Source organism: Saccharopolyspora sp. NPDC050642 (genome assembly GCF_040654735.1).
Classification (GTDB): domain Bacteria; phylum Actinomycetota; class Actinomycetes; order Mycobacteriales; family Pseudonocardiaceae; genus Saccharopolyspora; species Saccharopolyspora elongata.
The window spans coordinates 148255-171380 of the sequence record NZ_JBFAIN010000009.1 but is presented as its reverse complement, the minus strand read 5'-3'; the positions used below and the strand labels follow the sequence as shown (position 1 = coordinate 171380).

The 23126-nt window shown below is 70.7% G+C and carries 22 protein-coding genes, 1 tRNA gene and 1 pseudogene; 19 read left to right on the top strand and 5 right to left on the bottom strand.

Annotated features, from left to right (window positions below):
• Nucleotides 1–78 precede the first annotated feature (78 nt).
• Entirely contained in the window at nt 79–705 is a 627-nt protein-coding gene (locus AB0H93_RS17035) for a TetR/AcrR family transcriptional regulator (RefSeq protein WP_358573238.1), read from the bottom strand.
• Between the two features lie 71 nt (nt 706–776).
• Here AB0H93_RS17035 and AB0H93_RS17030 point away from each other — a divergent pair, with 71 nt between their 5' ends.
• Complete coding sequence (locus AB0H93_RS17030) at nt 777–1619, top strand: oxygenase MpaB family protein (RefSeq protein ID WP_358573236.1); 843 nt, start codon at nt 777–779, stop codon at nt 1617–1619.
• Between the two features lie 3 nt (nt 1620–1622).
• Here AB0H93_RS17030 and AB0H93_RS17025 read toward each other — a convergent pair whose 3' ends face one another.
• Complete coding sequence (locus tag AB0H93_RS17025) at nt 1623–1871, bottom strand: hypothetical protein (protein WP_358573234.1); 249 nt, start codon at nt 1869–1871, stop codon at nt 1623–1625.
• 19 nt (nt 1872–1890) lie between these two features.
• Between AB0H93_RS17025 and AB0H93_RS17020 the strand changes: the two genes are divergently transcribed.
• The 4 genes from AB0H93_RS17020 to AB0H93_RS17005 all read left to right on the top strand — a co-directional run bounded on the left by AB0H93_RS17020 (nt 1891) and on the right by AB0H93_RS17005 (nt 6669).
• Nucleotides 1891–2439 carry a hypothetical protein gene (locus tag AB0H93_RS17020; protein WP_358573232.1) on the top strand — a complete coding sequence of 183 codons (549 nt, stop codon included), beginning with the start codon at nt 1891–1893 and terminating at the stop codon, nt 2437–2439.
• Nucleotides 2440–2541: 102 nt separating this feature from the next.
• The gene (locus tag AB0H93_RS17015; RefSeq protein WP_358573230.1) at nt 2542–4251 is read left to right on the top strand and encodes a TIGR03767 family metallophosphoesterase; all 1710 of its coding nucleotides are present in this window, start codon (nt 2542–2544) and stop codon (nt 4249–4251) included.
• A gap of 65 nt (nt 4252–4316) precedes the next feature.
• Nucleotides 4317–5192, top strand: a complete 876-nt coding sequence (locus AB0H93_RS17010) for a universal stress protein (protein ID WP_358573228.1) — start codon at nt 4317–4319, stop codon at nt 5190–5192.
• A gap of 349 nt (nt 5193–5541) precedes the next feature.
• A complete protein-coding gene (locus tag AB0H93_RS17005; RefSeq protein WP_358573226.1) occupies nt 5542–6669 on the top strand; it encodes an NDMA-dependent alcohol dehydrogenase in 1128 nt (375 codons plus the stop codon).
• Between the two features lie 18 nt (nt 6670–6687).
• Here AB0H93_RS17005 and mftR read toward each other — a convergent pair whose 3' ends face one another.
• The gene (gene mftR / locus AB0H93_RS17000) at nt 6688–7266 is read right to left on the bottom strand and encodes a mycofactocin system transcriptional regulator (RefSeq protein ID WP_358573224.1); all 579 of its coding nucleotides are present in this window, start codon (nt 7264–7266) and stop codon (nt 6688–6690) included.
• A gap of 154 nt (nt 7267–7420) precedes the next feature.
• Here mftR and mftA point away from each other — a divergent pair, with 154 nt between their 5' ends.
• From mftA to AB0H93_RS16930, 14 genes are all read left to right on the top strand, one after another.
• Nucleotides 7421–7528, top strand: coding sequence for a mycofactocin precursor MftA (gene mftA / locus AB0H93_RS16995; RefSeq protein ID WP_358304006.1), 108 nt, complete (start codon nt 7421–7423; stop codon nt 7526–7528).
• Nucleotides 7528–7800 carry a mycofactocin biosynthesis chaperone MftB gene (gene mftB / locus AB0H93_RS16990; protein WP_093275776.1) on the top strand — a complete coding sequence of 91 codons (273 nt, stop codon included), beginning with the start codon at nt 7528–7530 and terminating at the stop codon, nt 7798–7800. The genes mftA and mftB overlap by 1 nt, the downstream gene beginning before the upstream one ends.
• A 324-nt stretch (nt 7801–8124) precedes the next feature.
• Nucleotides 8125–9315, top strand: a complete 1191-nt coding sequence (gene mftC, locus AB0H93_RS16985) for a mycofactocin radical SAM maturase (RefSeq protein WP_358573222.1) — start codon at nt 8125–8127, stop codon at nt 9313–9315.
• Complete coding sequence (locus tag AB0H93_RS16980; RefSeq protein ID WP_358573220.1) at nt 9312–11240, top strand: mycofactocin system FadH/OYE family oxidoreductase 1; 1929 nt, start codon at nt 9312–9314, stop codon at nt 11238–11240. The genes mftC and AB0H93_RS16980 overlap by 4 nt, the downstream gene beginning before the upstream one ends.
• The gene (locus tag AB0H93_RS16975) at nt 11237–13180 is read left to right on the top strand and encodes a mycofactocin system FadH/OYE family oxidoreductase 2 (RefSeq protein ID WP_358573218.1); all 1944 of its coding nucleotides are present in this window, start codon (nt 11237–11239) and stop codon (nt 13178–13180) included. The genes AB0H93_RS16980 and AB0H93_RS16975 overlap by 4 nt, the downstream gene beginning before the upstream one ends.
• Nucleotides 13177–14112 (top strand): mycofactocin-associated electron transfer flavoprotein alpha subunit, encoded by a 936-nt coding sequence (locus AB0H93_RS16970; RefSeq protein ID WP_358573216.1) that lies wholly within the window; start codon nt 13177–13179, stop codon nt 14110–14112. The genes AB0H93_RS16975 and AB0H93_RS16970 overlap by 4 nt, the downstream gene beginning before the upstream one ends.
• Nucleotides 14105–15409 (top strand): FAD-dependent oxidoreductase, encoded by a 1305-nt coding sequence (locus AB0H93_RS16965; RefSeq protein ID WP_358573214.1) that lies wholly within the window; start codon nt 14105–14107, stop codon nt 15407–15409. The genes AB0H93_RS16970 and AB0H93_RS16965 overlap by 8 nt, the downstream gene beginning before the upstream one ends.
• A 263-nt stretch (nt 15410–15672) precedes the next feature.
• The gene (locus AB0H93_RS16960) at nt 15673–17079 is read left to right on the top strand and encodes a transposase (protein ID WP_358573212.1); all 1407 of its coding nucleotides are present in this window, start codon (nt 15673–15675) and stop codon (nt 17077–17079) included.
• Nucleotides 17080–17095: 16 nt separating this feature from the next.
• Complete coding sequence (locus AB0H93_RS16955) at nt 17096–17389, top strand: 4Fe-4S dicluster domain-containing protein (protein ID WP_207954835.1); 294 nt, start codon at nt 17096–17098, stop codon at nt 17387–17389.
• 1 nt (nt 17390) lies between these two features.
• Nucleotides 17391–18239, top strand: a complete 849-nt coding sequence (locus tag AB0H93_RS16950; protein WP_358573209.1) for a mycofactocin-associated electron transfer flavoprotein beta subunit — start codon at nt 17391–17393, stop codon at nt 18237–18239.
• Nucleotides 18236–19018, top strand: coding sequence for a mycofactocin-coupled SDR family oxidoreductase (locus tag AB0H93_RS16945; RefSeq protein WP_358573207.1), 783 nt, complete (start codon nt 18236–18238; stop codon nt 19016–19018). Before AB0H93_RS16950 ends, AB0H93_RS16945 begins: the two co-directional genes overlap by 4 nt.
• Complete coding sequence (mftF, locus tag AB0H93_RS16940) at nt 19015–20367, top strand: mycofactocin biosynthesis glycosyltransferase MftF (protein WP_358573205.1); 1353 nt, start codon at nt 19015–19017, stop codon at nt 20365–20367. Before AB0H93_RS16945 ends, mftF begins: the two co-directional genes overlap by 4 nt.
• On the top strand, nt 20364–21101 hold the full coding sequence (gene mftE / locus AB0H93_RS16935; RefSeq protein ID WP_358573203.1) for a mycofactocin biosynthesis peptidyl-dipeptidase MftE: 738 nt from the start codon (nt 20364–20366) through the stop codon (nt 21099–21101). The genes mftF and mftE overlap by 4 nt, the downstream gene beginning before the upstream one ends.
• A 34-nt stretch (nt 21102–21135) precedes the next feature.
• Nucleotides 21136–21209 (top strand) — tRNA-Pro (locus tag AB0H93_RS16930).
• A 486-nt stretch (nt 21210–21695) separates the two neighbouring features.
• On the opposite strand, the gene AB0H93_RS16925 is transcribed toward AB0H93_RS16930, so the two are convergent.
• Nucleotides 21696–22763, bottom strand: coding sequence for an integrase core domain-containing protein (locus AB0H93_RS16925; RefSeq protein WP_358573201.1), 1068 nt, complete (start codon nt 22761–22763; stop codon nt 21696–21698).
• A gap of 80 nt (nt 22764–22843) precedes the next feature.
• Nucleotides 22844–23119 (bottom strand): annotated as a pseudogene (locus AB0H93_RS16920) (hypothetical protein); the annotation flags it as partial.
• Between the last annotated feature and the right edge of the window lie 7 nt (nt 23120–23126).

The window sequence follows — 23126 nt, the reverse complement described above, 5'->3', positions numbered from 1 at the left end:
AATCGAAGGTTCGATTTCAATGGAAATTGCGGCACGACCTTGGGGAGCCGGGCGCCCCGGGGCGCGGGATTTGGTCGGTCAGGTGGTGAATCCTGCTGCTATGGCCAGGAAGATCTCGGTGCAGTGGTCGATGAGGCGGGGTTCGTCGACGTCCAGGGTGCCGTCCAGCCAGGCCGTCAGGGTCTGGGCCAGGCCGCCCACGATGAAGTGCGTCGTGAGTTCGAGGTGCGGGGTTCCGGTGATGCCGTAGAAGTCCTTCGCCTGACCGCCCAGCAGTGCGGCGAACAGCCTTGAGGAGTCCAGGCGGCGCTGCGCCAGCAGGGGACTGGAGAGCGAGATCGAGAACAGCAGCCGGCCGCGCCTCGGGTCGTGGGCGATCGTGCGGACGATGTTCTCCAGTCCCGCCCGGACCTTGGCCCGTTCGCCCGGCGCCGCCGACGTGACCGCGTCGAGCGTCGTCGTCGCGAGGTCGTCGACGACGTGGTCGTACACCGCCGCCGCCAGCGCGTCGCGGTCGGCGAAGCTCTCGTAGAAGTAGCGCGTCGCCAGGCCCGCCCGCTGGCACGCCCCGCGCACCGTCAGGGTCGGGCTGTCGCCCGGCGCCCCGAGCAGGTCCAGTCCGGCCTCGATGAACTGCGCCCGGCGCTCGGCCTGGCGGTCATCGCCCTGCACTCCGCCGTAGACCCGCAGTGGAGACGTGCTCATCCGCTCATCTTGACAGATCGCCGGGACCGCTGTTCCCTATCTGGGAACGGCCGTGTGCAGAATGAGCCTCGGTGCGGAGGGTGGCGGCGGTGACGGTTTCGGCGACGAAGGCAAGGCGGATCGAGGACGCGGTGCTCGGTGTCGGCCTGCTGGCCGGCAACGCGAACGTGATCATGCAGCTGGCCCGCCCCGGGGTGGGGTACGGCGTGGTGGAGAGCAGGGTCGAATCCGGCCAGCTGTTCCGGCACCCGGTGAAGCGGACCCGCACGACCCTGGCCTACCTGGTGGTCGCGGCGATGGGCACCGACCGGGAGAGGGAGCTGTTCCGGCGCGGGGTGAACCGGGCGCACGCGCAGGTGCGCTCGACGGATTCAAGCCCGGTCGCCTACAACGCCTTCGACCCGGACCTGCAGCTGTGGGTCGCGGCCTGCCTGTACAAGGGCTTCGAGGACAACCACCGGATCTTCTTCGGCGAGCCCGACGCCGCCACGGCGGACGCCTTCTACCGGGAGGGCGCGGTGCTGGGCACGACCCTGCAGGTGCCTGCGGAGGCGTGGCCGCCGGACCGGGCCGCCTTCGAGGAGTACTGGGCCGAGTCGCTGGAGCGCATCTCGATCGACGACACCGTGCGCGCCTACCTCTACGACGTGACGATGCTGGCCTGGCTGCCGCGCCCGGCGGCGCTGCTCTTCGGCCGCTTCAACAGGTTCGTGACGACCGGGTTCCTGCCGGAGCGGTTCCGCGCGGAGATGCGGCTGCCGTGGAACGGCCGGGACCAGCGCCGGTTCGACGCGCTGATGTCGGCGCTGGCGGCGATCGTGCGGCGGGTGCCGCCGGTGGTGCGCCGGTTCCCGTTCAACCTCATCCTCTGGGACCTGCGGCGCCGGATCAGGACGGGCCGCCCGCTGGTCTGAAGCTCAGCAGGATCCGTCGGCGACGGTGGCCGAGAGCGCGTACGAATAGGTCGGCGGCAGGTACGGCGACGAAGAGCCCGCTTCGCCGACGGTGGTGGCGGCGACCGTCATGCACACCGCGACGTCGTCGGCGCTGATGGTGTACCGCTCCACGGTCACCTGGCACTCCTGCTCCACGGCGCCTTCCGCCGGAGGTTCGCCGATCCGCGTCACCTTGAGCAGCCCGATCTCGTCCACGTCCGAGTTCCGCAACGCGTCCTCGATGTGCCAGGTGAAGCTGTTGTCGAGCGGATCGCGCAGCGTGCCGTCGTCGTCCTGGGGTCAGCTGCGCGGCAGCGTCCTCGGCGGCCGCCCTGACCTCGCCGCCGCTCCACGAGAGGTCGTCGGTGGTGCGGTACAGCTGGAAGGCGAAGTACGCCAGGCATCCGGCGAGCAGGAACCACACCACGCGATGCCCCACGAACGCCGCATCCGAGGGCTCGCCGGCCTCCGGATTCCGGTACCACCTGGCCTGGAAGCGCCACCACAGCGCGCGTTGATCGCGGAAGCCGAGCGCCGCCACCCCGAAGGCGGCGAGCAGGGTGAGCGCGGCGAAGATCATCATGGAGCGGCGTTCCTCCGGGGCGGATGTTCGGCGCCGCCGTTCGTTCTCGTCGACCGCGCGTCGGTTGGGACGCGACCCGCGCTCGCCCGGTTCCCGCTGCTCGGCGGGCCGGGCCGGGGGCAGGAGCGCGAGAGCCGGTCCTCGCGCTCACGACCGGGACCGGCCGATGTGGACCGAGCGGCCCGGTGGTCGATTCGTCGGGTCTCGTTCTCCTGATCGTCACCTGCTCGGGGGTGTGCTGCGCCCGGTAAACATGAAAGATTTTCTGATCAGTTGGTTGATCAGGGACGCGAGGACTGGGAACTAAACATGGCAGCGATGAGCAGGCGCGGTTTCCTCCGGGCCGCGGGCATCACCGGAACCGTCCTCGGCAGCGGCTTGCTCGGCGCCGGCCCGGCGCTCGCCAGGGGTGCCGACCCGAGGGTGGTCAACGCCGCCGGGACGACCCTGCAGCGCACGGCCGTCGCCGCGCCGGGCAGCGGCTACCGGCGCTTGGTGGCCGGCCCGGGCTGGTCGCAGGTGGTGCGCACCGACCTGGTCGAGGGCCGCGCGGGCCGGGACGACCGCCGGGTGCCGATCGCCTCCTTCGTCCAGTTCACCGACCTGCACCTGGTGGACGCGCAGAGCCCGGCGCGGTTCGAGTACGTGCACCCGCTGACGGGCGGGGCGTGGCGCCCGCAGGAGACGCTCGGCGCGCTGGCCGCGGCGCACCTGGTGCAGCGGGTCAACGCCCTGCCGGGCGGGCCGGTCACCGGCCGGCCGCTGGACTTCATGATCACCACCGGCGACAGCACCGACAACCACGAGCAGGCCGAGCTCGACTGGTACTTCGCGGTGCTCAACGGCGGGCGGCTGGCGCAGAACACCGGCGACCCCGGCAACTACGAGGGCGTGCAGAACTCCGGCGACCCGCTGTACTGGCATCCCGAAGGCGGTGTCGCGGACCGCTTCCGCGAGCTCGGTTTCCCGGTGCTGGACGGGTTCTTCGCGGACGCGCTCCGGCCGTTCGACAGCCCCGGGCTGCGCATCCCGTGGTACGCGGTCTTCGGCAACCACGACAACGCCGTCGTCGGCACGGTGCCGGACGAGCTGATCCCGGGCCTGCACAACTGGTACACCGGCTCGCGCAAGATCATCGGCCGGGACGAGCGCGAGACCCGCGAGGTCGCCGCCCTCCTGCGCGGCGACCGGCAGCGGTCGGCGCTGGCGGTGGAAACCCGCAGCGGCATCATCCGCACCGTCACGCCGGACGAGCGCCGCCGGCCGTTCAAGACCGAGGAGTTCATCCAGGCCCACCTGGACCCGGCCAACACCGGGCCGGGGCCGGTCGGCCACGGCTTCGACGCCGACCACACCGAGCCGTACTACACCTTCCCGATCGCGCCCGGCGTCACCGGCATCAGCCTGGACAGCACGAACACCGCCGGCTTCGCCGAAGGCTCCCTCGGGCTCGCGCAGTACCAATGGCTGGAGGAGGTGCTCACGCGCGGCAGCTCGGAGTACTACGACGCCTTCGGGCGCAAGCAGCGGCAGTCCGCGTCCGACGAGCTCTTCGTGCTGTTCAGCCACCACACCAGCGCGTCGATGACGGCGCTGCTGCCGGACTTCCGCAGGCCCGGCGAGATCCGCAAGAGCGGCAACGCGGTCGTGCGGCTGCTCAAGCGCTTCCCCAACGTGCTGGCCTGGGTCAACGGGCACACCCACCGCAACGCGATCACGCCGCACCACGCCGACGATCCGGCGTGCGGCTTCTGGGAGATCAACACGGCGTCCCATGTGGACTTCCCGCAGCTCGCGCGCGTCATCGAGCTGGTCGACAACGGCGACGGCACGCTGTCGCTGTTCACCACGCTGATCGAGGCCGACAGCCCGTACCAGGCCGACTACGACGACCGCTCGCCGGCGGGCCTCGCCTCGCTGTACCGGGAACTGTCGTTCAACGACCCGCACACCGACCTCGCGCAGCTCGGCGAGCCAGGCGACCGCAACACCGAGCTGTTCGTCGCCGGGCGCATGCCGACCCGCTGAGCGCGCGAGCCGAGGACTCCTGGACCACCCTGGTGTCGTGACGCGACAGGCACCGGGAGGCTGAGATGGACGGCGGACCTGTGGTCGTGGGCGTGGACGGCTCGGCGGTCGCGCGCAACGCCGCGCGCTGGGCGGCGCGCGAGGCGGTGCGACGGCGGGTCGGCCTGCGGATCGTCTACGCGGACGCGGCCGCGCAGCCGGTGCCGGCGGATTCGCACCGGGCGAAGGAGCACCACCTCCGCGACGAGGTCGCCCGCTGGCTCGCGACGAGCACGGACGCCGCGCGGGAGCAGGAACCCGGGGTGCCCATCGACGCCGCGGCCGTGCGGGGCACGGCGGAGAAGGTGCTCATCGCGGAGTCCGAGCAGGCCGGGCTCCTGGTGGTCGGGGACCGCGGGTTCGGCGGGTTCACCGGCCTGCTGGCCGGGGCGGTCGCGGTGAAGGCCGCCGCGCACGCGCGCTGCTCGGTGGCCGTCGTGCCGGACACCGGTGAGCCGCTGACCTTCCCGGTGACCGGCCCGGTGGTGGCCGGGGTGGACGATGCCGAGTCCTCCGAGCAGGTGCTGGCGCACGCCTTCGCGGTGGCGGCGTCCCGGGCGGTGCCGGTGCACGTCGTGCACGCCTGGGAGGTGGTCGGGATCGACCTCAGGTGGCTGCGGGCGCGGCTGCCCGAGGAGGAGGTCAGCGAGAACGAGCAGCGGTTCGTCGCCGAGGCCCTGGCGGGCTGGCCCGAGCGGTTCCCCGACGTCGAGGTGCGGCGGTTCGTCGGTCGCGGATCGCCCACCGGGGAACTGCTCGCCCGCGCCGCGGAGGCCCAGCTCGTCGTGGTGGGCGCGCACGGCCGGGGCGGCGTCGCGGGAGCTCACCTGGGCTCGACGAGCCACAAGCTGATCCACCACTCGCCGTGCCCGGTGCTCGTCGTCCGCGACAACCCGAGTTAGGAATGGTTTCAGAATGTGGTTTGCGTGGCGGTGCGGGTAGCGGCCCCCCTGCGGGAGTTACGGCCGCCGTCTGGACTCCGGGATCCCCGACTCGTGCATGACCAATACACGGCGCTGAGTAGCCCAGAAGGGCGGGCACAGCCTGAGAACCCGCGGCGGTGCGAGCTGAGTCCCTCACCGCATGCGGCTGACGCCGCATTCCGAAACAGCCTCTTAGGAATCCCCTTTCGACGCAAGCGAGTTCTGCTCCGGCAGCCCACTGGTGATCACCCCTTGACGGCGTTCCCCGGATTTTCCATGCTCGGGTGGCCATATGTGACCTTGAACGCCATTCGACGAGGAGTGGGACATGAAGACCAAGGCTGCAGTGCTGCACGGTCCCGGCGAGGACTGGGAAATCGAGGAGATCGACCTGGGTGACCCGGTGGCCGGCGAGGTGCAGGTGCGGCTGGCGGCCTCGGGGTTGTGCCATTCCGACGAGCACCTGCGCACCGGCGCGAGCCCGGTCGCGCTCTACCCGGCGGTGGGCGGGCACGAGGGCGCCGGGGTGGTCACGAAGGTCGGGCCCGACGTCACCGGCATCGAAGAGGGCGACCACGTCGTGCTGGCGTTCATCCCCGGCTGCGGGTCGTGCCGGGCGTGCGCGCGCGGGATGCAGAACCTCTGCGACGCGGGCGGGAGCCTGATGACCGGCAAGGCGATTTCCGATGGCACGCACCGGTTGTCGTTGCGCGGCAAGCCGATGGTGCCGATGTGCCTGCTCGGGACCTTCGCCCCGTACGTGACCGTCAACCAGGCGTCGGTGATCAAGATCGAGGACGACGTCCCGCTGGACAAGGCCGCGCTGCTGGGCTGCGGCGTGTCCACCGGCTGGGGCTCGGCGACCGAGGTCGGCAACACCCGCGCCGGCGACACCGTGGTGGTCGTGGGCGTCGGCGGCGTCGGTATCAACTCGGTGCAGGGCGCGGCGGCCGCCGGGGCGCGCTACGTGATCGCGGTCGACCCGGTGGCGTTCAAGCGGGAGAAGGCGCTGGAACTCGGCGCCACGCACGCCTTCGAGTCGATGGCCGACGCGGCGGGCCCGGTCGGCGAGCTGACCTGGGGGCAGAACGCCAACACCGTCATCCTGACCAAGGGCGAGGTCAAGGGCGAGGACCTGCAGCCGGCGCTGAGCATGACGGCCAAGGGCGGCCAGGTCGTGGTCGTCGGCATGGGCCACTACCAGCAGATCGACGCCTCGGTGAACCTGTTCGAGCTGACCCTGCTGCAGAAGCGCGTGCAGGGCGCCATCTTCGGCGGCGTCAGCCCGCGCACCCAGATCCCGCGGCTGCTGGAGCTCTACCGGCACGGCACGTTGAAGCTCGACGAGCTGATCACCAGCACCTACCGGTTGGAGGACATCAACGCCGCCTACCAGGACATGCGCGACGGCAAGAACCTGCGCGGCATGGTCATCTACGGCGACGCCGACTACTGATCAACGGTCGGCCGGGCGTCACCGCGTGGCGTCCGGCCGACCTGCCGCACCGAATCCGGCCGCCAGCTCCCGCATCGCGGTGTCGAGCAGCTCGCTGAGGTCGGAATCCTCGCTGTCCAGCCATTGTTCGTAGGCCGCGACGGCGACGCCGAGCGTCGCGTGGGCGATGGCCTGCGGCGCGAGGCCGTCCGCGGGTTCGCCCAGGCGGTCGCCGACGAACTCCGCCACCACCTGCCGCCAGGCCCGGAACCGCAGCGTCGAGTGAGCCTGCAGCGCGGGCACCCCGAGGATGAGCCGCATCCGGCGGCGGTGCGCCGGAACCTGCTCCGGGGCGACCCGGTTGAACTCGACGAGGCAGTGCCGGATCGCGTCCATCAGCGGGCTTTCCGGCGGCGCGGCGCGGAGATCCGCGCGCATCCGGTCGAGCTCGCCGTCGAAGTCGCCCCACGGGATGTCGTTCTTCGACGGGAAGTAGTGGAAGAACGTCCGGCGCGCGATGCCGGCCGCGCGCGCGATGTCGGTGATGGTGGTCTGCTCGAAACCCTGCTCGTCGAAGAGCTCGAACGCGACCTGCTCCAGCTCGGCGGCGGTGGTCACCCGCCGTCGACCGCCGGGTCGCGGAATTGAGCCGATCGTGTTCTGCCCCAACGGATGCGTCTCCAGGTCTTCCAAAATGCACTCGGTGCAAATACGGTGGCCGACAAGTGGCCGGTGGCCGACCTCGGTCGGCCCGCTCGACGAGGAGCATCGCATGGCTGACGAACAGCACGATTTGGGCACTGCCGCCGCCGAACCGGCGGTCGAAGAGGAACTGCTGGTCGAAGAGGTCTCGATCGACGGGATGTGCGGGGTCTACTGATGACCACCGCGGCGGAGTTCGACACGAGCCAGGGCTACCGGTTGAATCCGCAGGTCGCGTTGCGCCCCGAGCCGTTCGGGGCGCTCGCGTACCACTTCGGCAACCGCAAGCTGTCGTTCCTGAAAGTTCCCGAGCTGGTGGACCTCGTGCGGGGCCTCGGCGACCACGCCACCGTCGAGGACGCGCTGCTGGCCGTCCCGGAGGCGCGCCGCGCGTCGTTCCGGCGGGCGCTGGCCTCGCTGGCGGCCACCGACATGATCCGCCCCCGCTGAGCTGAGGAGTGCTTCGAAAGTGGTTTGCTTAGCGGTGCGGGTAGCGGCCCCCCTGCGGGAGTTGTCGTCGCCGCCTCGCTGTGGGATCCCCGACTCATGTATGTCCAATACACCACGCTGGGGCTGTCCTCGCCGAGAGCCCCAGTGGGCGGGCACAGTCTGAGAACCCGCGGCGGTGCAAGCCGAGTTCCTCACCGCAAGCGGCTGCCGCCGCTTAAAAACAGACCCAAGGCGGCGTTTTCGCGCGAAAACGCCGCGGTCCCGCACCGAAGGCGCCGGTTTCGCGCGAAAGCGCCGGTGCTGCCCGAACGAGTGGAGTCGAAGGTGACTGCTGTCGAACCGGCGCCCGTCCCCTCGCTGGTGGAGCAGTTCAAGGGCGGGCTGGCCGCCCCGATCTGCCTGACCTGGGAGTGGACCTACGCCTGCAACCTGGCCTGCGAGCACTGCCTTTCGTCGTCCGGGCGGCGCGATCCGCGCGAGCTGAGCACGGCCGAGATGAAGGCCGTGATCGACGAGCTGCAGCGGATGCAGGTGTTCTACGTCAACGTCGGCGGCGGCGAGCCGACGGTGCGCCCGGACTTCTGGGAGCTGCTGGACTACGCCATCGAGCACCAGGTGGGCGTCAAGTTCTCCACCAACGGCCTGCGCATCGACCGCAAGCGCGCCGAGCAGCTGGCGGCCACCGACTACGTGGACGTGCAGATCTCCCTGGACGGCGCGACGCGCGAGGTGAACGACGCCGTGCGCGGCCCGGGCTCGTTCGACATGGCGATGCGCGCGCTGGAGAACCTGTCCGCCGCCGGGATGAAGGACTTCAAGATCTCGGTGGTGATGACCAGGCAGAACGTGTCGCAGCTGGACGACTTCAGGGCGATCGCGGACCGGTTCGGCGCCCAGTTGCGGATCACGCGGCTGCGCCCGTCGGGGCGCGGGGCGGACGTGTGGGACGAGCTGCACCCGACCGACGCGCAGCAGCACGAGATCTACTCGTGGCTGGTCGAGCACGGCGAGCAGGTGCTCACCGGCGACTCCTTCTTCCACCTGAACGCGCTGGGCTCCACGCCCCTGCCCGGGCTGAACCTGTGCGGCGCGGGCCGCGTCGTGTGCCTGATCGACCCGGTGGGCGACGTCTACGCGTGCCCGTTCGCGATCCACGACGCGTTCAAGGCGGGCAACGTCCGCGAGACCGGCGGATTCGACCGGGTGTGGCGGGAATCGGAGCTGTTCACCGAGCTGCGGCAGCCGCAGTCCGGCGGCGCGTGCCGGTCGTGCTCGGCGTTCGATGCCTGCCAGGGCGGCTGCATGGCGGCGAAGTTCTTCACCGGCCTGCCGCTGGACGGTCCCGACCCGGAGTGCGTGAAGGGCCACGGGCGGACGGCACTGTCCGTTGTGGACCGTTCGGGTCTGCCGAAGGCGTCGCAGGACCACTCGCGGTCCTCGCGGAAGGTCCGGCTGGGCATGCCTTCGATGCCCGCCAAACCGTGCGACTCCAGCCCCTTGGCGAGCCAGTTGTGAAGCTGACCGACGGCGTCCGGCTGGGCGCGGTGACCGCGCCGTCGCGGGTCCTGTTCGGGCCGCACGAGACGAATCTGGGCCGTGGCCGCGGCATCTCCGACCGCCACGTGGCCTACTACGCGGCGCGGGCGGCCGGAGGCGCGGGCGTGATCGTCACCGAGACGGCGAGCGTGCACGCCTCCGACTGGCCTTACGAGCGCGCTCCGCTCGCCGCGGAGTGCGGCGCGGGCTGGAGGGCCGTCGCAGATGCCTGCCGGCCGCACGGCGCGGTGGTGCTCGCGGGTCTCGGGCACGCCGGCTCGCAGGGATCTTCGGCGTTCTCGCAGAACGCGCTGTGGGCGCCGTCCTGGGTGCCGGACGTCGCCAGCCGCGAGCTGCCGATGGAGCTGGAGCGGGGCGAAATCGACGAGCTGGTAACAGGTTTCGCCGATGCGGCGGAATCGGCCGTGCGGGCCGGGATGCACGGCGTCGAGATCGAAGCCGGTCAGTACTCGCTGCTCCGCCAGTTCCTGTCGGGGCTCACGAACCAGCGCGCGGACGCCTACGGCGAGGACAAAACGCTGCTGCTGCGCGATGTTCTGGATGCAGTGCGTCGCGCGGTCGGCGATCGCGTGGTGGGGCTGCGGCTGTCCTGCGATGAGCTCGCTCCCTGGGCGGGGATCACCCCGGAGCAGGCCGCCGGGATCGTCGAAGCCGTGGCGGACCGGATCGACTACCTCGTGGTGGTGCGCGGCTCCGCGATGGGGACCTCGGCGACGCGGCCAGACCTGCACACCGAGCCCGGCTTCAACACCGACCTCTGCAGGCAGATCCGCGAAGTCTCCGGTAAGGACCGGAACGAGCGCTCACGACCACTGGTGGCGCTGCAGGGCAGCGTCGTCGAGCCGGAGCAGGCGCAGCAGGCGCTGGACGACGGCGTCGCGGACCTCGTCGAGATGACGCGCGCCCAGATCGCCGAGCCGCGGCTGGTCGAGCTGGTCCGGGCCGGTCATCCGGAGCGGATCCGGCCGTGCGTGCTGTGCAACCAGAAGTGCCGCGTCCGGGACAACCGGAACCCGATCGTCTCGTGCATCGGCGAGCCGTTCAGCGGGCACGAGAGCAGCGCCCCCGAGCCCGCGCCCGCAGCACGGCGCGAGGCGCTGGTCGTCGGCGGCGGCCCGGCCGGGCTGGAAGCCGCGCGGGTGCTGGCCGAGGGCGGGCACGAGGTCGAGATCGTGGAGAAGGACGATCGGCTCGGCGGTGCCGCGCTGTGGGCCGCCGAGGTCGGCGGGCGCGGTCGGCTGCGCCGGATCGTCGACTGGCTGGAAGCCGAGGTGCGGCGGCTCGGCGTGCGAGTCACGCTCGGCACCGAGGTCACCGAGGCGGACCTGGTCGGCACCAGGCGGGACGTGCTGGTGGCGATCGGCTCGGTCCCGGGGCCGCGCGCGTACGAGAACCGCGGCGGCCTGGTCATCGACGTCGTCGACCTGCTCGAACACCACGCCGTGCCGGACGGGCCGGTGGTGGTGTACGACCCGGTCGGGGACGCCGTCGGCGTCGGGGTCGCCGAGCTGCTGGCCGGACAGGGGCGGGACGCGGTGATCGTCACGCAGGACCAGGTCGTGGGCACGCAGCTGGCCCTCACCGGCGACCTGGCGGACGCCAATGGCCGGCTGCAGCGCGCCGGGGTGCGACTGGAGAAGCGTTCGCTGCTGCGGGAAGTGCACCCCGACCACGTGGTCCTGGAGGACATCTTCACCGCCCAGCGCCGAACCCTGCCCTGCGCCTCGGTCATCCACTGTGGACATAGGCTGCCCAATCCCGACCTGGCCGGGTGGCCGCGGGCGGGCGACTGCGTGGCGCCCAGGACGATCCACGAAGCGATCCTCGAAGGCCGCCGCGCGGCCCACGAGATCACCGCGCTGGTCGGGGGAGGCGTGCGATGACCCGCTACCTGTTCTCCCCGCTGCGGATCGGCCCGGTGACCGTGCGCAACCGCATCGTGTTCTCCGCGCACCTGACGAACTACGCCGAGGACGGCCTGCCCAGCGAGCAGCACGCCGCCTACTACGCCGCCCGGGCCGCCGGCGGCGCGGGCCTGGTGATCACCGAAGAACATTCGACGCACCCGACGGACTGGCCGTACGAGAAGCTGATCCACGGCTTCCACCGGTCGGTCGTGCCCGGGTACCGGCGGATCACCGAGGCGGTCCACGCCCACGGAGTGCCGATCTTCGCCCAGCTCAACCACAACGGCGGGCAGGCGTCGTCGATGTACTCCCGCCTGCCGGTGTGGGCGCCGTCCGCGGTGCCGGACCCGATGTTCCGGGAGGTGCCCAAGGCGATCGACACCCGCGAGATCGCCGAGGTCGTGGCCGGCTACGGCACCGTCGCCGGGCACTGCGCCGAAGGCGGGTTCGACGGCGTCGAGCTGCAGTGCTCGCACTCGTCCATCGTGCGCGGTTTCCTTTCCCCCGCCACGAACAAGCGCACCGACTCCTACGGCGGATCGCTGGCCGGGCGGGCCCGCATCCTGCTGGAGATCATCGACGCGGTGCGCGAGGCGCTCGGACCCGAGCGGGCGCTGGGCGTGCGGCTGTGCGGGGACGAGCTGATCGAGGGTGGCACCACCATCGACGAGGCGGTCGAGGTCGCGCGGATGGTGGAGGCCACCGGCAAGGTCGACTACATCAACACCTCCATCGGCGTGGCGACCTCGACGCTCTACATGATCGAGGCGTCGATGGCGATCCCGCCGGGCTACGCGCTGTTCATCTCCAACGCGATCCGCCGGGCCGTGCGCCTGCCGGTGGTCGGCGTCGGGCGGATCAAGGACCCGCTGCAGGCCGAACGGGCGCTGGAGGAGGGCCACTGCGACCTCGTCGGCGTCGTGCGCGGCCAGATCGCCGACCCGGACTTCGCGGCCAAGGCCCGCTCCGGGCACGGCGGCGACATCCGGACCTGCCTGTCCTGCAACCAGGAATGCGTCGGCCGGATGGGCCTGAACCGCTGGCTGGGCTGCATCGAGAACCCGCGGACCGGCCGCGAGGCGGTGGCGCTGCCGATGCCCCGGGCCCGCAAGCGGGTGCTGGTCGTCGGCGGCGGCCCGGCGGGCCTGCAAGCGGCGTCGACCGCGGCGGAACGCGGCCACCACGTGACCCTGTTCGAGCGGGAGCAGGCGACCGGCGGGCAGGTCGCGGTCGCCGCCTCGGTGCCCAGCCGAGCGGAATTCCTCGACGTGGTGCGGAATCTGCGCGCCGAATGCGAACGCCACGGCGTCGACGTCAAGACCGGCGTCGCGGCGACCGCCGAGATGCTGCGCGACGAGCACCCGGACGTGGTCGTGCTCGCGACCGGAGCCCGGCCGCAGCCGGTGCACTGGGCCGGCGGCCTCGACCGGGTCGTCGACGTCCGCGACGTGCTGGAGGGCCGCGCGGCACCGGAAGGCGACGTGCTGGTCGTCGACGAGCTCGGCTTCCACCAGGCGTCCTCGATCGCCGAACTGCTGGCCGACCGGGGCTGCCGGGTGCGGATCTCCACGCCGGGCATGGTGGTCTGCCAGGACCTCGGCGTGACGCTGGACATGGAGACCTTCAACGTCCGGGCGCACGCGAAGGGCATCGAGCAGGCCACCGACGAGGTCGTGATGTCGGCAGCGGCCGGACCGGACGGCGTCGTGCTGCAGATCCTCAAGCACACCACCGGGGAAATGGCCGAAGCCCGCTTCGACTGGGTCGTGTGCGCGACGCACCAGGCCCCGGAAGACGCGTTGTGGCACGAGCTCAGGGAATCCCCGTTCGCGGTGCACCGGGTGGGCGACTGCATCGCGCCGCGCCGGGCGCACGCCGCGGTCGTCGAAGGACATCGAGTGGCGGTGGGCCTGTGAACGGACGTCCGGAGATGCTCGCGGTCGTCATCGTCCGCGGCGGCGCGCTGCCCGGCGGCGCCGAGGAGGCCGCGGCCGAATGCGGCGGCGCGGTCCTCGTCGTGGGCACCGGCACCAGGGAAGCGGCTCGCACATTCACCGCGGCCCGGCGCATCTGGGCGGCGGAAGTCCCGGTGATCGCGCCCGGCGCGCTGGCCGCGGTGCTTGCGCCGCTGATCGCCGAGGTCCCCGTCGTGGTGCTACCGGCCTCGCCGGACGGGCGCGACATCGCCGCCCGGCTGGCCTTCCAGAGCGAACGGCCCCTGTTCGCCGGCGCCACCCGGTGCACCCCGGAGCACGCCGATCTGTCCAGGTTGGACGATTCGCTGGAGGTCCGGGTCGCACTCGACGAACCGGCCGTGGTCACCCTGATCCCGGGCGTGCGCGGCACGCCGCAGCCGGTGCCCGCACCGGAACCGGTCGAGCTGACCGTCATCCTGCCCGCGGTGCTCGACGCCGAGGTCGTCGAGGTCCTGGAACCGGAACCCGAAACGGTCGAACTCGCCGAAGCCAAGCGGATCCTCGGCGGCGGGGCCGGGCTCGTGCGCCCAGGCGAGGACGGCTCGGCGGTGATGCGGACCCTGACCGGCGTGGCCGCCGCCCTGGGTGCCTCCGCCGGCGCCACCCGGGTGATCACCGACGCCGGCTGGGCGGGGCACGACCGCCAGATCGGCACCACGGGCGTCGTCGTCGACCCCGACCTCTACGTCGCCTTCGGCGTCTCCGGCGCGACGCAGCACGTCGGCGGCCTGGGCCGCCCGGCGCACGTGATCAGCGTGAACACCGACCCGTCCTGCCCGATGACCGCGCTGGCCGACCTGGGCATCGTCGCCGACGCGCCCGAGGTCCTGCGCGAACTGGCGCGCCGACTGAACGGAGCCGCCGATGCCTGAACACTCCGAAGTGGACGCCGTGGTGGTGGGGGCGGGCCCGGCCGGCGCGTCCGCGGCGCTGGAGCTGGCGCGGGCCGGGCGCAGCGTGATCCTGCTGGAGCGGGGGCCGTTCCCCGGCGCGAAGAACGTCTACGGCGGCGTCGTCTACGGCCGGGTGCTCGACGAAGTCCTGCCCCGCTGGTGGGAAGAGGCCCCGGTGCAGCGCTGGGTCACCCGCCGCAGCACCATGATGATGACCCCGACCCAGGCCCTCACCGTCGACTTCCGCACCGAGGACTGGGGGAGCGCGCCGTACAACGGCATGACCACCTACCGCGCGGACTTCGACGCGTGGCTCGCGGGCAAGGCGGTGGCGGCCGGTGCGCAGCTGGTGACCTCCACGGTCGCGACCGAGCTGCTGCGCGACGCCGCCGGGCGCGTGATCGGCGTCCGCACGGACCGGCCCGACGGCGACATCCGGGCGCAGCTCGTGATCGCCTGCGACGGCGTCAACTCGTTCCTCGCGAAGCAGGCGGGCCTGCTGCTCCAGACGGACCCCGAGCACCAGACCCTCGGCGTGAAGGAAACCCTTTCACTGCCGCGCAGGGCGATCGAGGAGCGCTTCGGGCTCAGCGGCGACGAAGGCGCGGACTTCGAGATCGTCGGCTGCACTGGCGACATCCCCGGCGGCGGCTTCCTCTACACCAACCGCGACACGGTCAGCATCGGCGTGGTGCTGTCGCTGACCGGCCTGGCTGCTTCCGGGCGGCGCCCCGAGGAGGTCCTCGCGGACCTCAAAGCGCACCCGGCGATCGCACCCTACCTGCGGGGCGCGGAGCTGAAGGAGTACTCCGCGCACCTGATCCCGGAAGGCGGCTACCGAAGCATGCCGCCGCTGCAGGCCGACGGTCTGCTGGTCGCCGGCGACGCGGCCGCGATGTGCCTGGCGGCCGGGATCTGGCTGGAAGGAGTCAACTTCGCCATCGGCTCCGGCCTGGCCGCGGGCCGCACCGCCGCCGAAGCCATCGCCGCGGGCGATCCCACCCGGCTCGCGGGTTACCGCAAGCGGCTGGAGGGCAACTTCGTGCTGACCGACCACAAGAACCTGCAGGGCGCCCCGCACCTGGTCCTCTCCGACCGGGTCCAGCGCCAGTACCCGCGGCTGCTCTGCGACTTCGCGCAGGAGGTCTTCACCGTCCGCAACCCGGAACCGAAACCCGGCCTCGGCAAGCTGTTCCGGCGCACGGCCGCCAAGCACGGCGTCCGGCTGCGGCAACTCGCCGCAGACGCCTGGGCCGGCCTCCGAGTCTTCGGCTGAGGAGAGGCGACCTGGTGCGTGTTTCTCGTTCGCTGTTGATTATTGTTGGAAATGATGGACGGGACGTGCCCCACAGGCAAATTCGCGCGGACGGTAGGTCGCTCGGTCGGCCCTGCGCACCGGCAGGAGCAAAAAGGACGCGTCACCGTTCGATCTGGCCCTGCCGGACGTTGGTACTTCACCGGTGCCGACGTGTGGAAGGTTCTGCAGTCGAACTTCGACGAAACGGGACGCAAGACCGTCGGTTGGTACCGGATGGTCTGGTGAAGGTCACCAGGATCGCGTACTCGCAGAATCTGAACGCTGGCAAGTGCGCGCAGCTTTCGGAGCAGGCCGGTCGGTTGGGGCGTGTTCGCAGCGAGGTGTGGCAGCGCTACGGCTCGGTCAGCAGTGCCGGACTGTCCGATCGCAAGATCCGTGACCAGTGGATGGCCGATGGTACGGCCGAGTTGTTCGGTGTGTTGGCGAATGCGTGGAAGGAAACGGTTCGGGACGCGGTCGCGGACATCACCGCCAACCGGGCGGCTGCGAAAGCAGCCGTACGCAAAGCAATCCCCCGGCGCACCTCGGATCAGGCAGAGCAGAAGCGGATGTACACCGCACTCAAACGCGATGCATGGGCTGAGGATCCGTTCCTGTCGCGGCAGATGCGCAAGCAGTGGAAGCGTGGCCGGAACCGTACCCACGACCAGATCGTGGTTCGATCGGATCAGTACCGCACATTCACCCTGACCGAAGACGGTGACGTCTGGCTTGCCGTGCCTGGGTTGCAGCGGCGCCAGCTGGTGCGGATTCCGCTGAACACGACGGTAGCCCCGTCGGGGACGCTGCGGCTGATCCTGCGCAGCGGCCGGGTCGAGGTGCACTACCAGATCGACACCGCCGTGATGAAGTCCTCGGCGCGTCCTGCTGGCGATCGTGAGATCGGTGTGGACAAGGGCTACACCGAAGTCCTCACCGACTCCGATGGGCAGCACCACGGCACCGAACTCGGTGTACAGCTGACTTCCGAATCGGACTTCCGGAAGACGAAGAACGCGAGGCGGGCGAAGATCCGATCGGTTGCGGAGAAAGCCCGCGAAGCAGGTGATCACGCCAAAGCCGACCGGATCGTCAGCAACAACCTCGGGACCGGCAAGTGGGAGCGGCGTTCGTCCCGCTGGCAGCAGACAGTGCGCACCGCCACGTTTTGTGCGGTGCATGCTGTTGTTGACAAGGCCGCGTTGATCGCGGCGGAAGACCTCACCAAGATTTTTACCGGCCACACTCGGCGTGGCCGGAATGTCAACCGGCGCTTGGCGGCGTGGACCAAGGGGGTCACCGCCGAGGCGCTCGCGAGCGTGTCGGAGCGCAGAGGTTCTGTGCTCACGCTGGTCAACGCGGCCTACACCTCACAAGTCGCCCCCTGCTGCGGTGTCTTCGGGTGTCGTAGCGGGGATCGGCTTCACTGCACACGGTGCGGGGTGGTGTGGCAGGCAGACCACGCGGCAGCGATCAACGTCCTGCATCGAGTGGGTGACCCCGACATCACCCCGCACACCCGTTACCAACGGGTGAAAAGCATCGTGCAGGAACGGGCCGATCGCCGACCGGATCAGACTGCCGATCCCGGACTCCAGCCAGCCAGCGGAGAGCGAAGCATCCAACTGACGATCAAGTTTGATCAATAAGTAGGAAGCAGCGAGAATGCACCAGTACCCGGAAGTGTCCTTCGAGGACCGGATGGGCACCGTCGACTTCCAGGTCGGCGAGCGCCCGCACATCACCGTGGACACCGAGATCTGCCGGTCGTGCACCACCAAGGCGTGCGTGCACGCCTGCCCGGCGAAGCTGTTCGTGCCCACCGGCGACGGCGGCATCCTGTTCAACTACGAGCAGTGCTTCGAATGCGGCACCTGCTACCAGATCTGCAACTCCGCCGGCGCCATCACCTGGACCTACCCGGACGGCGGGCACGGCGTGGTCTTCCGGAAGGGCTGACATGGGACCGCAGATCGTCGTGGCGCTGAGCTGGTCCTGGCGGCGGGTCCGGGTGGATCCGCTCACCGGGGCGCTCGACGCCGGAGACCGGGGCGGCAACGCCGCCGAACACGCGGCGCTGGAGCACGGCCTCCGGCTCGCCGAAGAACTCGACGGCCGGGTCGTGGCGGTGACCGTCGGGCCCGCAGCGGCGGAGGAGGGCCTGCGCGCAGCGCTGGCGGCGGGCGCGCACGAGGCGATCCGCGTGGCGCGGGACGACCAGCTGGAGCCCGGCTACCTCGTCCACAATGGAGCGGACACGGCCAAGGCGATCGCAACGGCGGTCGCGGAACCGGATCTCGTGCTCTGCGGCGACAGATCGGACGACGGCGGAACCGGAACGACGCCCGCGTTCCTCGCCGCCCGGCGCGGTGCCGCGCAGGCGCTCGGCGTCGTCAAACTCGAAACCGACGGCGAATCGCTGCTGGCGCACCGCAGGCTCGACGGCGGCAGCCGGGAGGTCCTGCGGCTGCCCACGCCAGCGGTCGTCTCGGTCGAAGCCGCCGGAGTGCGCCTCCGCCGAGCGAGCCTGCCTGCCGTGCTGGCGGCCCAGAAGGCGACGATCCGCACGATCGCGGCAGAGCCGCAGCGGCCACGACGCGTGGTCTCGGCCAGCCCACTCCGCCCACGAGCGCGAGAATTGACCGCCCCGGCGGGAGCGACGGCGCACGACCGGATGCTCGAACTGACCGGCGCGCTGCAGGACCGCACGCCACCGACCGTCATCGGCCCGCTGCCGGCCGCCGAAGCGGCCGACGAACTGCTGGGCTACCTGAAGCGCCACGGATACATCACGGGAGAGACGCCATGAGCAGGGTCGCGGTGGTCACGGGCGCGGCACGCGGCATCGGTGCGGCGGTCGTGCGACGGCTCGCCGCGGACGGCTGGCGCGTGGTCGCCGTCGACATCTGCGCGGACATCCCCGGCACCGGATACCCGCTGGGAACCCGGGAGCAGCTCCGGGCGCTGGCGGAGGAGTGGCCGGAGTCCGTGCGGGACGTCGTGGCCGACGTCCGCGACGAGGCCGCGGTGCGGCGAGCCGTCGCGGTGGCGGAAGCCGAGTTCGGCGGCCTGGACGCGGCGGTGGCGGCGGCCGCCGTCATGGCGGGCGGGCGGCCGCTGTGGGAGACCTCGAACGACGAGTGGGACGCCCTGTTCGACGTCGGCGTCCGCGGCGTGGCGAACCTGGCCCGCGCCGCGGTCCCGCTGCTGCTGCAACGACCCGAACCCCGATCCTGCCGGTTCGTCGCCCTGGCCTCCTCGGCGGCGCACCGCGGTCTCTACCACCTCGCCGGCTACAACGCGGCCAAGCATGCGGTGGTCGGCCTGATCCGCGGCCTCGCCACCGACCTCCGCGGCACCGGGATCACGGCGACGGCGGTCTCGCCGGGATCGACCCGCACGGACATGCTCACCGCCACCGCGGCCTACTACGACCTGCCGGACGTCGAGGAGTTCAGCCGGCACCAGCTGGTCGAGCGCCTGCTGGAGCCGGACGAGGTGGCGGCGGCGGTGTGCTGGCTGTGCGGCGAAGGAGCCTCGGCCGTCACGGGAACCGTCGTGCACGCCGACGGAGGATTCACAGCATGACGCCGAGGCTCGCGCCCGACCCCGGTCTGCGCCGCTGGGACGGCGGGCGAACGCTCGCCGGCGGATCGCCGTTCCGGGTGCTGCGGCTGACCGCCGCCGGCGCGGCCATGGTCGACGGCTGGATCGCGGGCGAGCCGGTGACCGCCGGAGCGGCCCTGGCGCAGCGGCTCGTCCGGGCGGGAATGCTGCACCCGAGCTACGACCAGGCCCAGCACGGGCCGAGCGATGTGACCGTCGTGATCCCGGTGCGCGACGGCGACGTGTCCGGGCTGCTCGCGGCGCTCGACGCGCCCGCCATCGTCGTCGACGACGGCTCCCGGCAGCCGATCCCGGGAGCCGCGATCCGCCACGAAGCCGCCCGGGGCCCGGCGGCGGCCCGCAACGCCGGGTGGCGGCTGGCCCGAACGCCGCTCGTGGCGTTCCTGGACGCCGACACGGTCCCCGAACCGGGTTGGCTCGAACCGCTGCTCCGCCACTTCGAAGACCCGGCGGTCGCGGCCGTGGCACCGAGAATCCGCAGCACGCCCGGAAAAACGGCGCTGGCCCGCTACGAGAGCACCCAGTCGCCGCTCGACCTCGGCGACCAACCGGGCCTGGTACGACCAGGCAGCAGGATCAGCTACGTCCCCACGGCGGCCCTGGTGGTCCGCACGTCGGCGCTGCGCGAGCTCGACGGCTTCGACGAGGAGATGCGCTTCGGCGAGGACGTCGACCTGATCTGGCGCCTGATCGCCGGGGAACACCTGGTCCGCTACGAACCGGCAGCCGTCGTCGACCACGCGCCGCGCCCGCGGTGGACGGCCCTTTTGCGCCAGCGATTCGACTACGGAACCTCGGCAGGCCCCCTGGCGCAGCGGCACGGCGACGCGGTCGCCCCGGTGCGGGCATCGCTGTGGAGCGCGGTGGCCTGGGCGTTGATCCTCGCGGGCAGATCGGGAGCAGGGCTGGCCGTGATAAGCGCAGCGGCGGCCCTGCTGACCCGCAAGCTCGGCAAGCTGGGCATCCCGGCCCACGAAGCGATTCGCCTGGCAGCACAAGGAAATCTCGGCGCCGGCCGGGTCTTCGCCGACGCGATCGGACGAGCCTGGGCACCGGTGGCGGTCCCGGTGCTGCTGCTCAGCCGTCGCGGCCGAGCGGTGCTGGCGCTGGTGCTGCTCAGGAACCTGCTGGACTGGGCGCGCAAGAGGCCCCCGCTCGACCCGATCCGCTGGTGCCTGGCGCGCACGGCGGACGACCTGGCGTACGGCTGCGGTGTCGCGCGCGGCGCCCTGCGCTCCCGCAGCCCCGCGTCGCTGCTGCCATTCCTGACGGATCGCGGCGGCCGCAGCAGCGTCCAGGTGTCGCGATGACGGCCCTGACGGACCTGACCTGGCCGGAGGTCGCCTCGATCGCCGCTCGGAGCATCCTCGCGGTCCCGGTCGGCGCGACGGAACAACACGGCCCGCACCTGCCGTTCACCGTCGACACCGAGATCGCGGAGGCGCTCTGCGCCCGGCTGGCGGAGCAGCACCAGGTCGTGGTGGCACCGGCGGTGACCTACGGCTCCAGCGGCGAGCACGCGGGCTTCCCGGGCACGCTGTCGATCGGTCAGGAAGCGGTCGAACACCTGCTAGTGGAACTGGTCCGCTCGGCGGACGCGTTCGCGGGGGTGGTGCTGGTGTCGGCCCACGGCGGCAATGCCGAACCGGTCCGCAGAGCGGTGGGGAAGCTACGAGCGGAAGGCCGCCGAGTGCTCGCCTGGGCGCCGACGGGAAGGCCGGACGACACCCACGCGGGCCGAACAGAGACCTCGGTGATGCTGGCGCTGCGCCCGCAAGCGGTGCACCTGGCCAGAGCGGAGCGGGGCAACACGACGCCACTACCGAACCTGATCGACACGCTCCGTGCCGGAGGGCTCCGGGCGGCCACGACCAACGGCGTCCTGGGCGACCCGGCAGGGGCGACGGGGGAGGAGGGAGCCCGGATCCTGGCGGCCTGGACGACGTCGCTCGCGGCGGCGGTGACGACCTGGCAAAGCTCTGACCAGCAAAAACGTCAACCGGAGGGCCCCGATGATCGCCCATCCGGAGGTGCGGTAAGCTAACGACACGCCCCGAGAGGGGCAAAAAACAAAAGAACGGGCTGTAGCGCAGCTTGGTAGCGCACTTGACTGGGGGTCAAGGGGTCGCAGGTTCAAATCCTGTCAGCCCGACCGCGGGAAAGCCCGCTGACATGGCACATAAGTGCAGGTCAGCGGGCTTTTTCATGCCTGCTTGTGGATCTTGTGTAATCGTCCCGACGGGTGCCGTCTCGATTTTTCGGCATTTTTGGGAGGATTTTGGGAGGATCGGTTTCGCGGGTGCGAAATGGGGTCGCGTTGTGGGAGGCGTAGCTGTTCACCCGCGTGGGTGGTTTCGGTGTGCGCTGGACGCTTGGCACTGATCACGCGGAGATGTGGGTCTGGTCCTCGATGGCCATCATCCGGGCGAGCTGGATCATCAGGTTGTTGGCCATCTGTACGCCTGCCCATCGGGTGTGGTGAACGCTGGCCTTGGACAAGCTCCATGGTTATAGGCGAGTGACCGACTGTGTCCGAGGACGGACTTGCACACTATCAACCCGCCTCGTGTTGCCAGAACTTAGCAAAATGGGGCCTGTGGGGTTCCAGAAATCGGCTCCCTATGCCTGACCTGCGACGTCAAGCTATGCGCTCGTACTCGTTGATCAAGCCGCCAAGCACCGGTCGATGTTTGATCCGCTCACTGTCGAGGTCTGCAACTGGGTAACTCGGCCGTGGTGGCCGAAGCTCGCGGGCACGGTGCGGCCGGCGCCCGTTGTAGTGTCGGATGTACTCCATAAGCACCGCACGCAGGTGCCGTTCACCAAAGATCAACAGGCGGTCAGTGAGTTCGGCTCGGACAGTGCGCACGAACCGTTCAGCAAAACAGTTCGCCCGCGGGCAGCGTGGGGGAGTCTTGACGACGCGGATACCTACATCAGCAAGGACCGCATCGAACGACGTGGTGAACTGACCGGCCCGATCCCGGACGAGGAACCGGAATTCGGTGACGCCATCGCCGAGGTCCATCAGCAGGTTGCGGACCTGCTGAGCGGTCCACGCCCCGTCTGGGTTCGTGGTCGCGCCCAGCAGGTGCACACACCGGCTGCCGACCTCCATCACGAAGAACACGTAGACCCGTTTGAGGGTGACCGCGCAGTCCACGTGAAAGAAGTCGCACGCCAGCATGGTCGAGGCCTGCACGCGCAGGAACTGTCGCCAGGTCGTGTCGGTGCACCGGGTCGGTGCTGGAGGGATGCGCAATCGCTTGAGAACGCGGCGGATCGTCGAGGCGCCCACTCGATAGCCGAGCTTGAGTAGCTCACCCTGGATCCTCTGGTATCCCCAGGTGTGATTCTCCTTGGCCATGCGCTCGATCAAATCGGCGACATCGTCATCGACGGGCGGGCGGCCGATGCGGTGTGGATATGTCCACTTCCTGGCAAGCAGACGACGATGCCAGCGCAGCACCGTGCCTGGCGTGACCAACCGGTTCGCGCGCAGCACCTTCGGTAACAACCGGATTAGCGCGGCGAAGACCGCCCGGTCGGCCCAGTCCATCCGGGGTTTCGGGTTGGTTCTGCGCAGCACGGCCACCTCGTGACGCAGCACCAGCAGTTCGACGTCCTTCGACACCGACGAGCGGCCGAGCAACACCAGCCAGCCCACAAGCCGTATGAAGATCAGATAAACCAGACGCAGGGACACGGTTCGCGATCATGCCCTGCCCGGCGAGCGCAGCGATAGCCGCAGGTCGGACACGCGGGCCAACTTCTGGAACCCCACAGGGTGCGTTCGGGCAGGGCCAGCACCTGGTCGACGATCTGCTGCGGGGTCTGCCTGCTGATCCGCTCCCCGCAGACCGGGCAGTGCGGCTCGCCCACGCGGGCGTACAGCAGCCGCAGGTAGTCGTAGACCTCGGTGACCGTGCCCACCGTCGACCGCGGGTTGTGGCTGGTGGCTTTCTGATCGATCGACACCGCAGGCGAGAGGCCCTCGATGACTTCCACGTCCGGCTTGTCCATCTGGCCCAGGAACTGGCGCGCGTACGCCGACAGCGACTCCTCGATG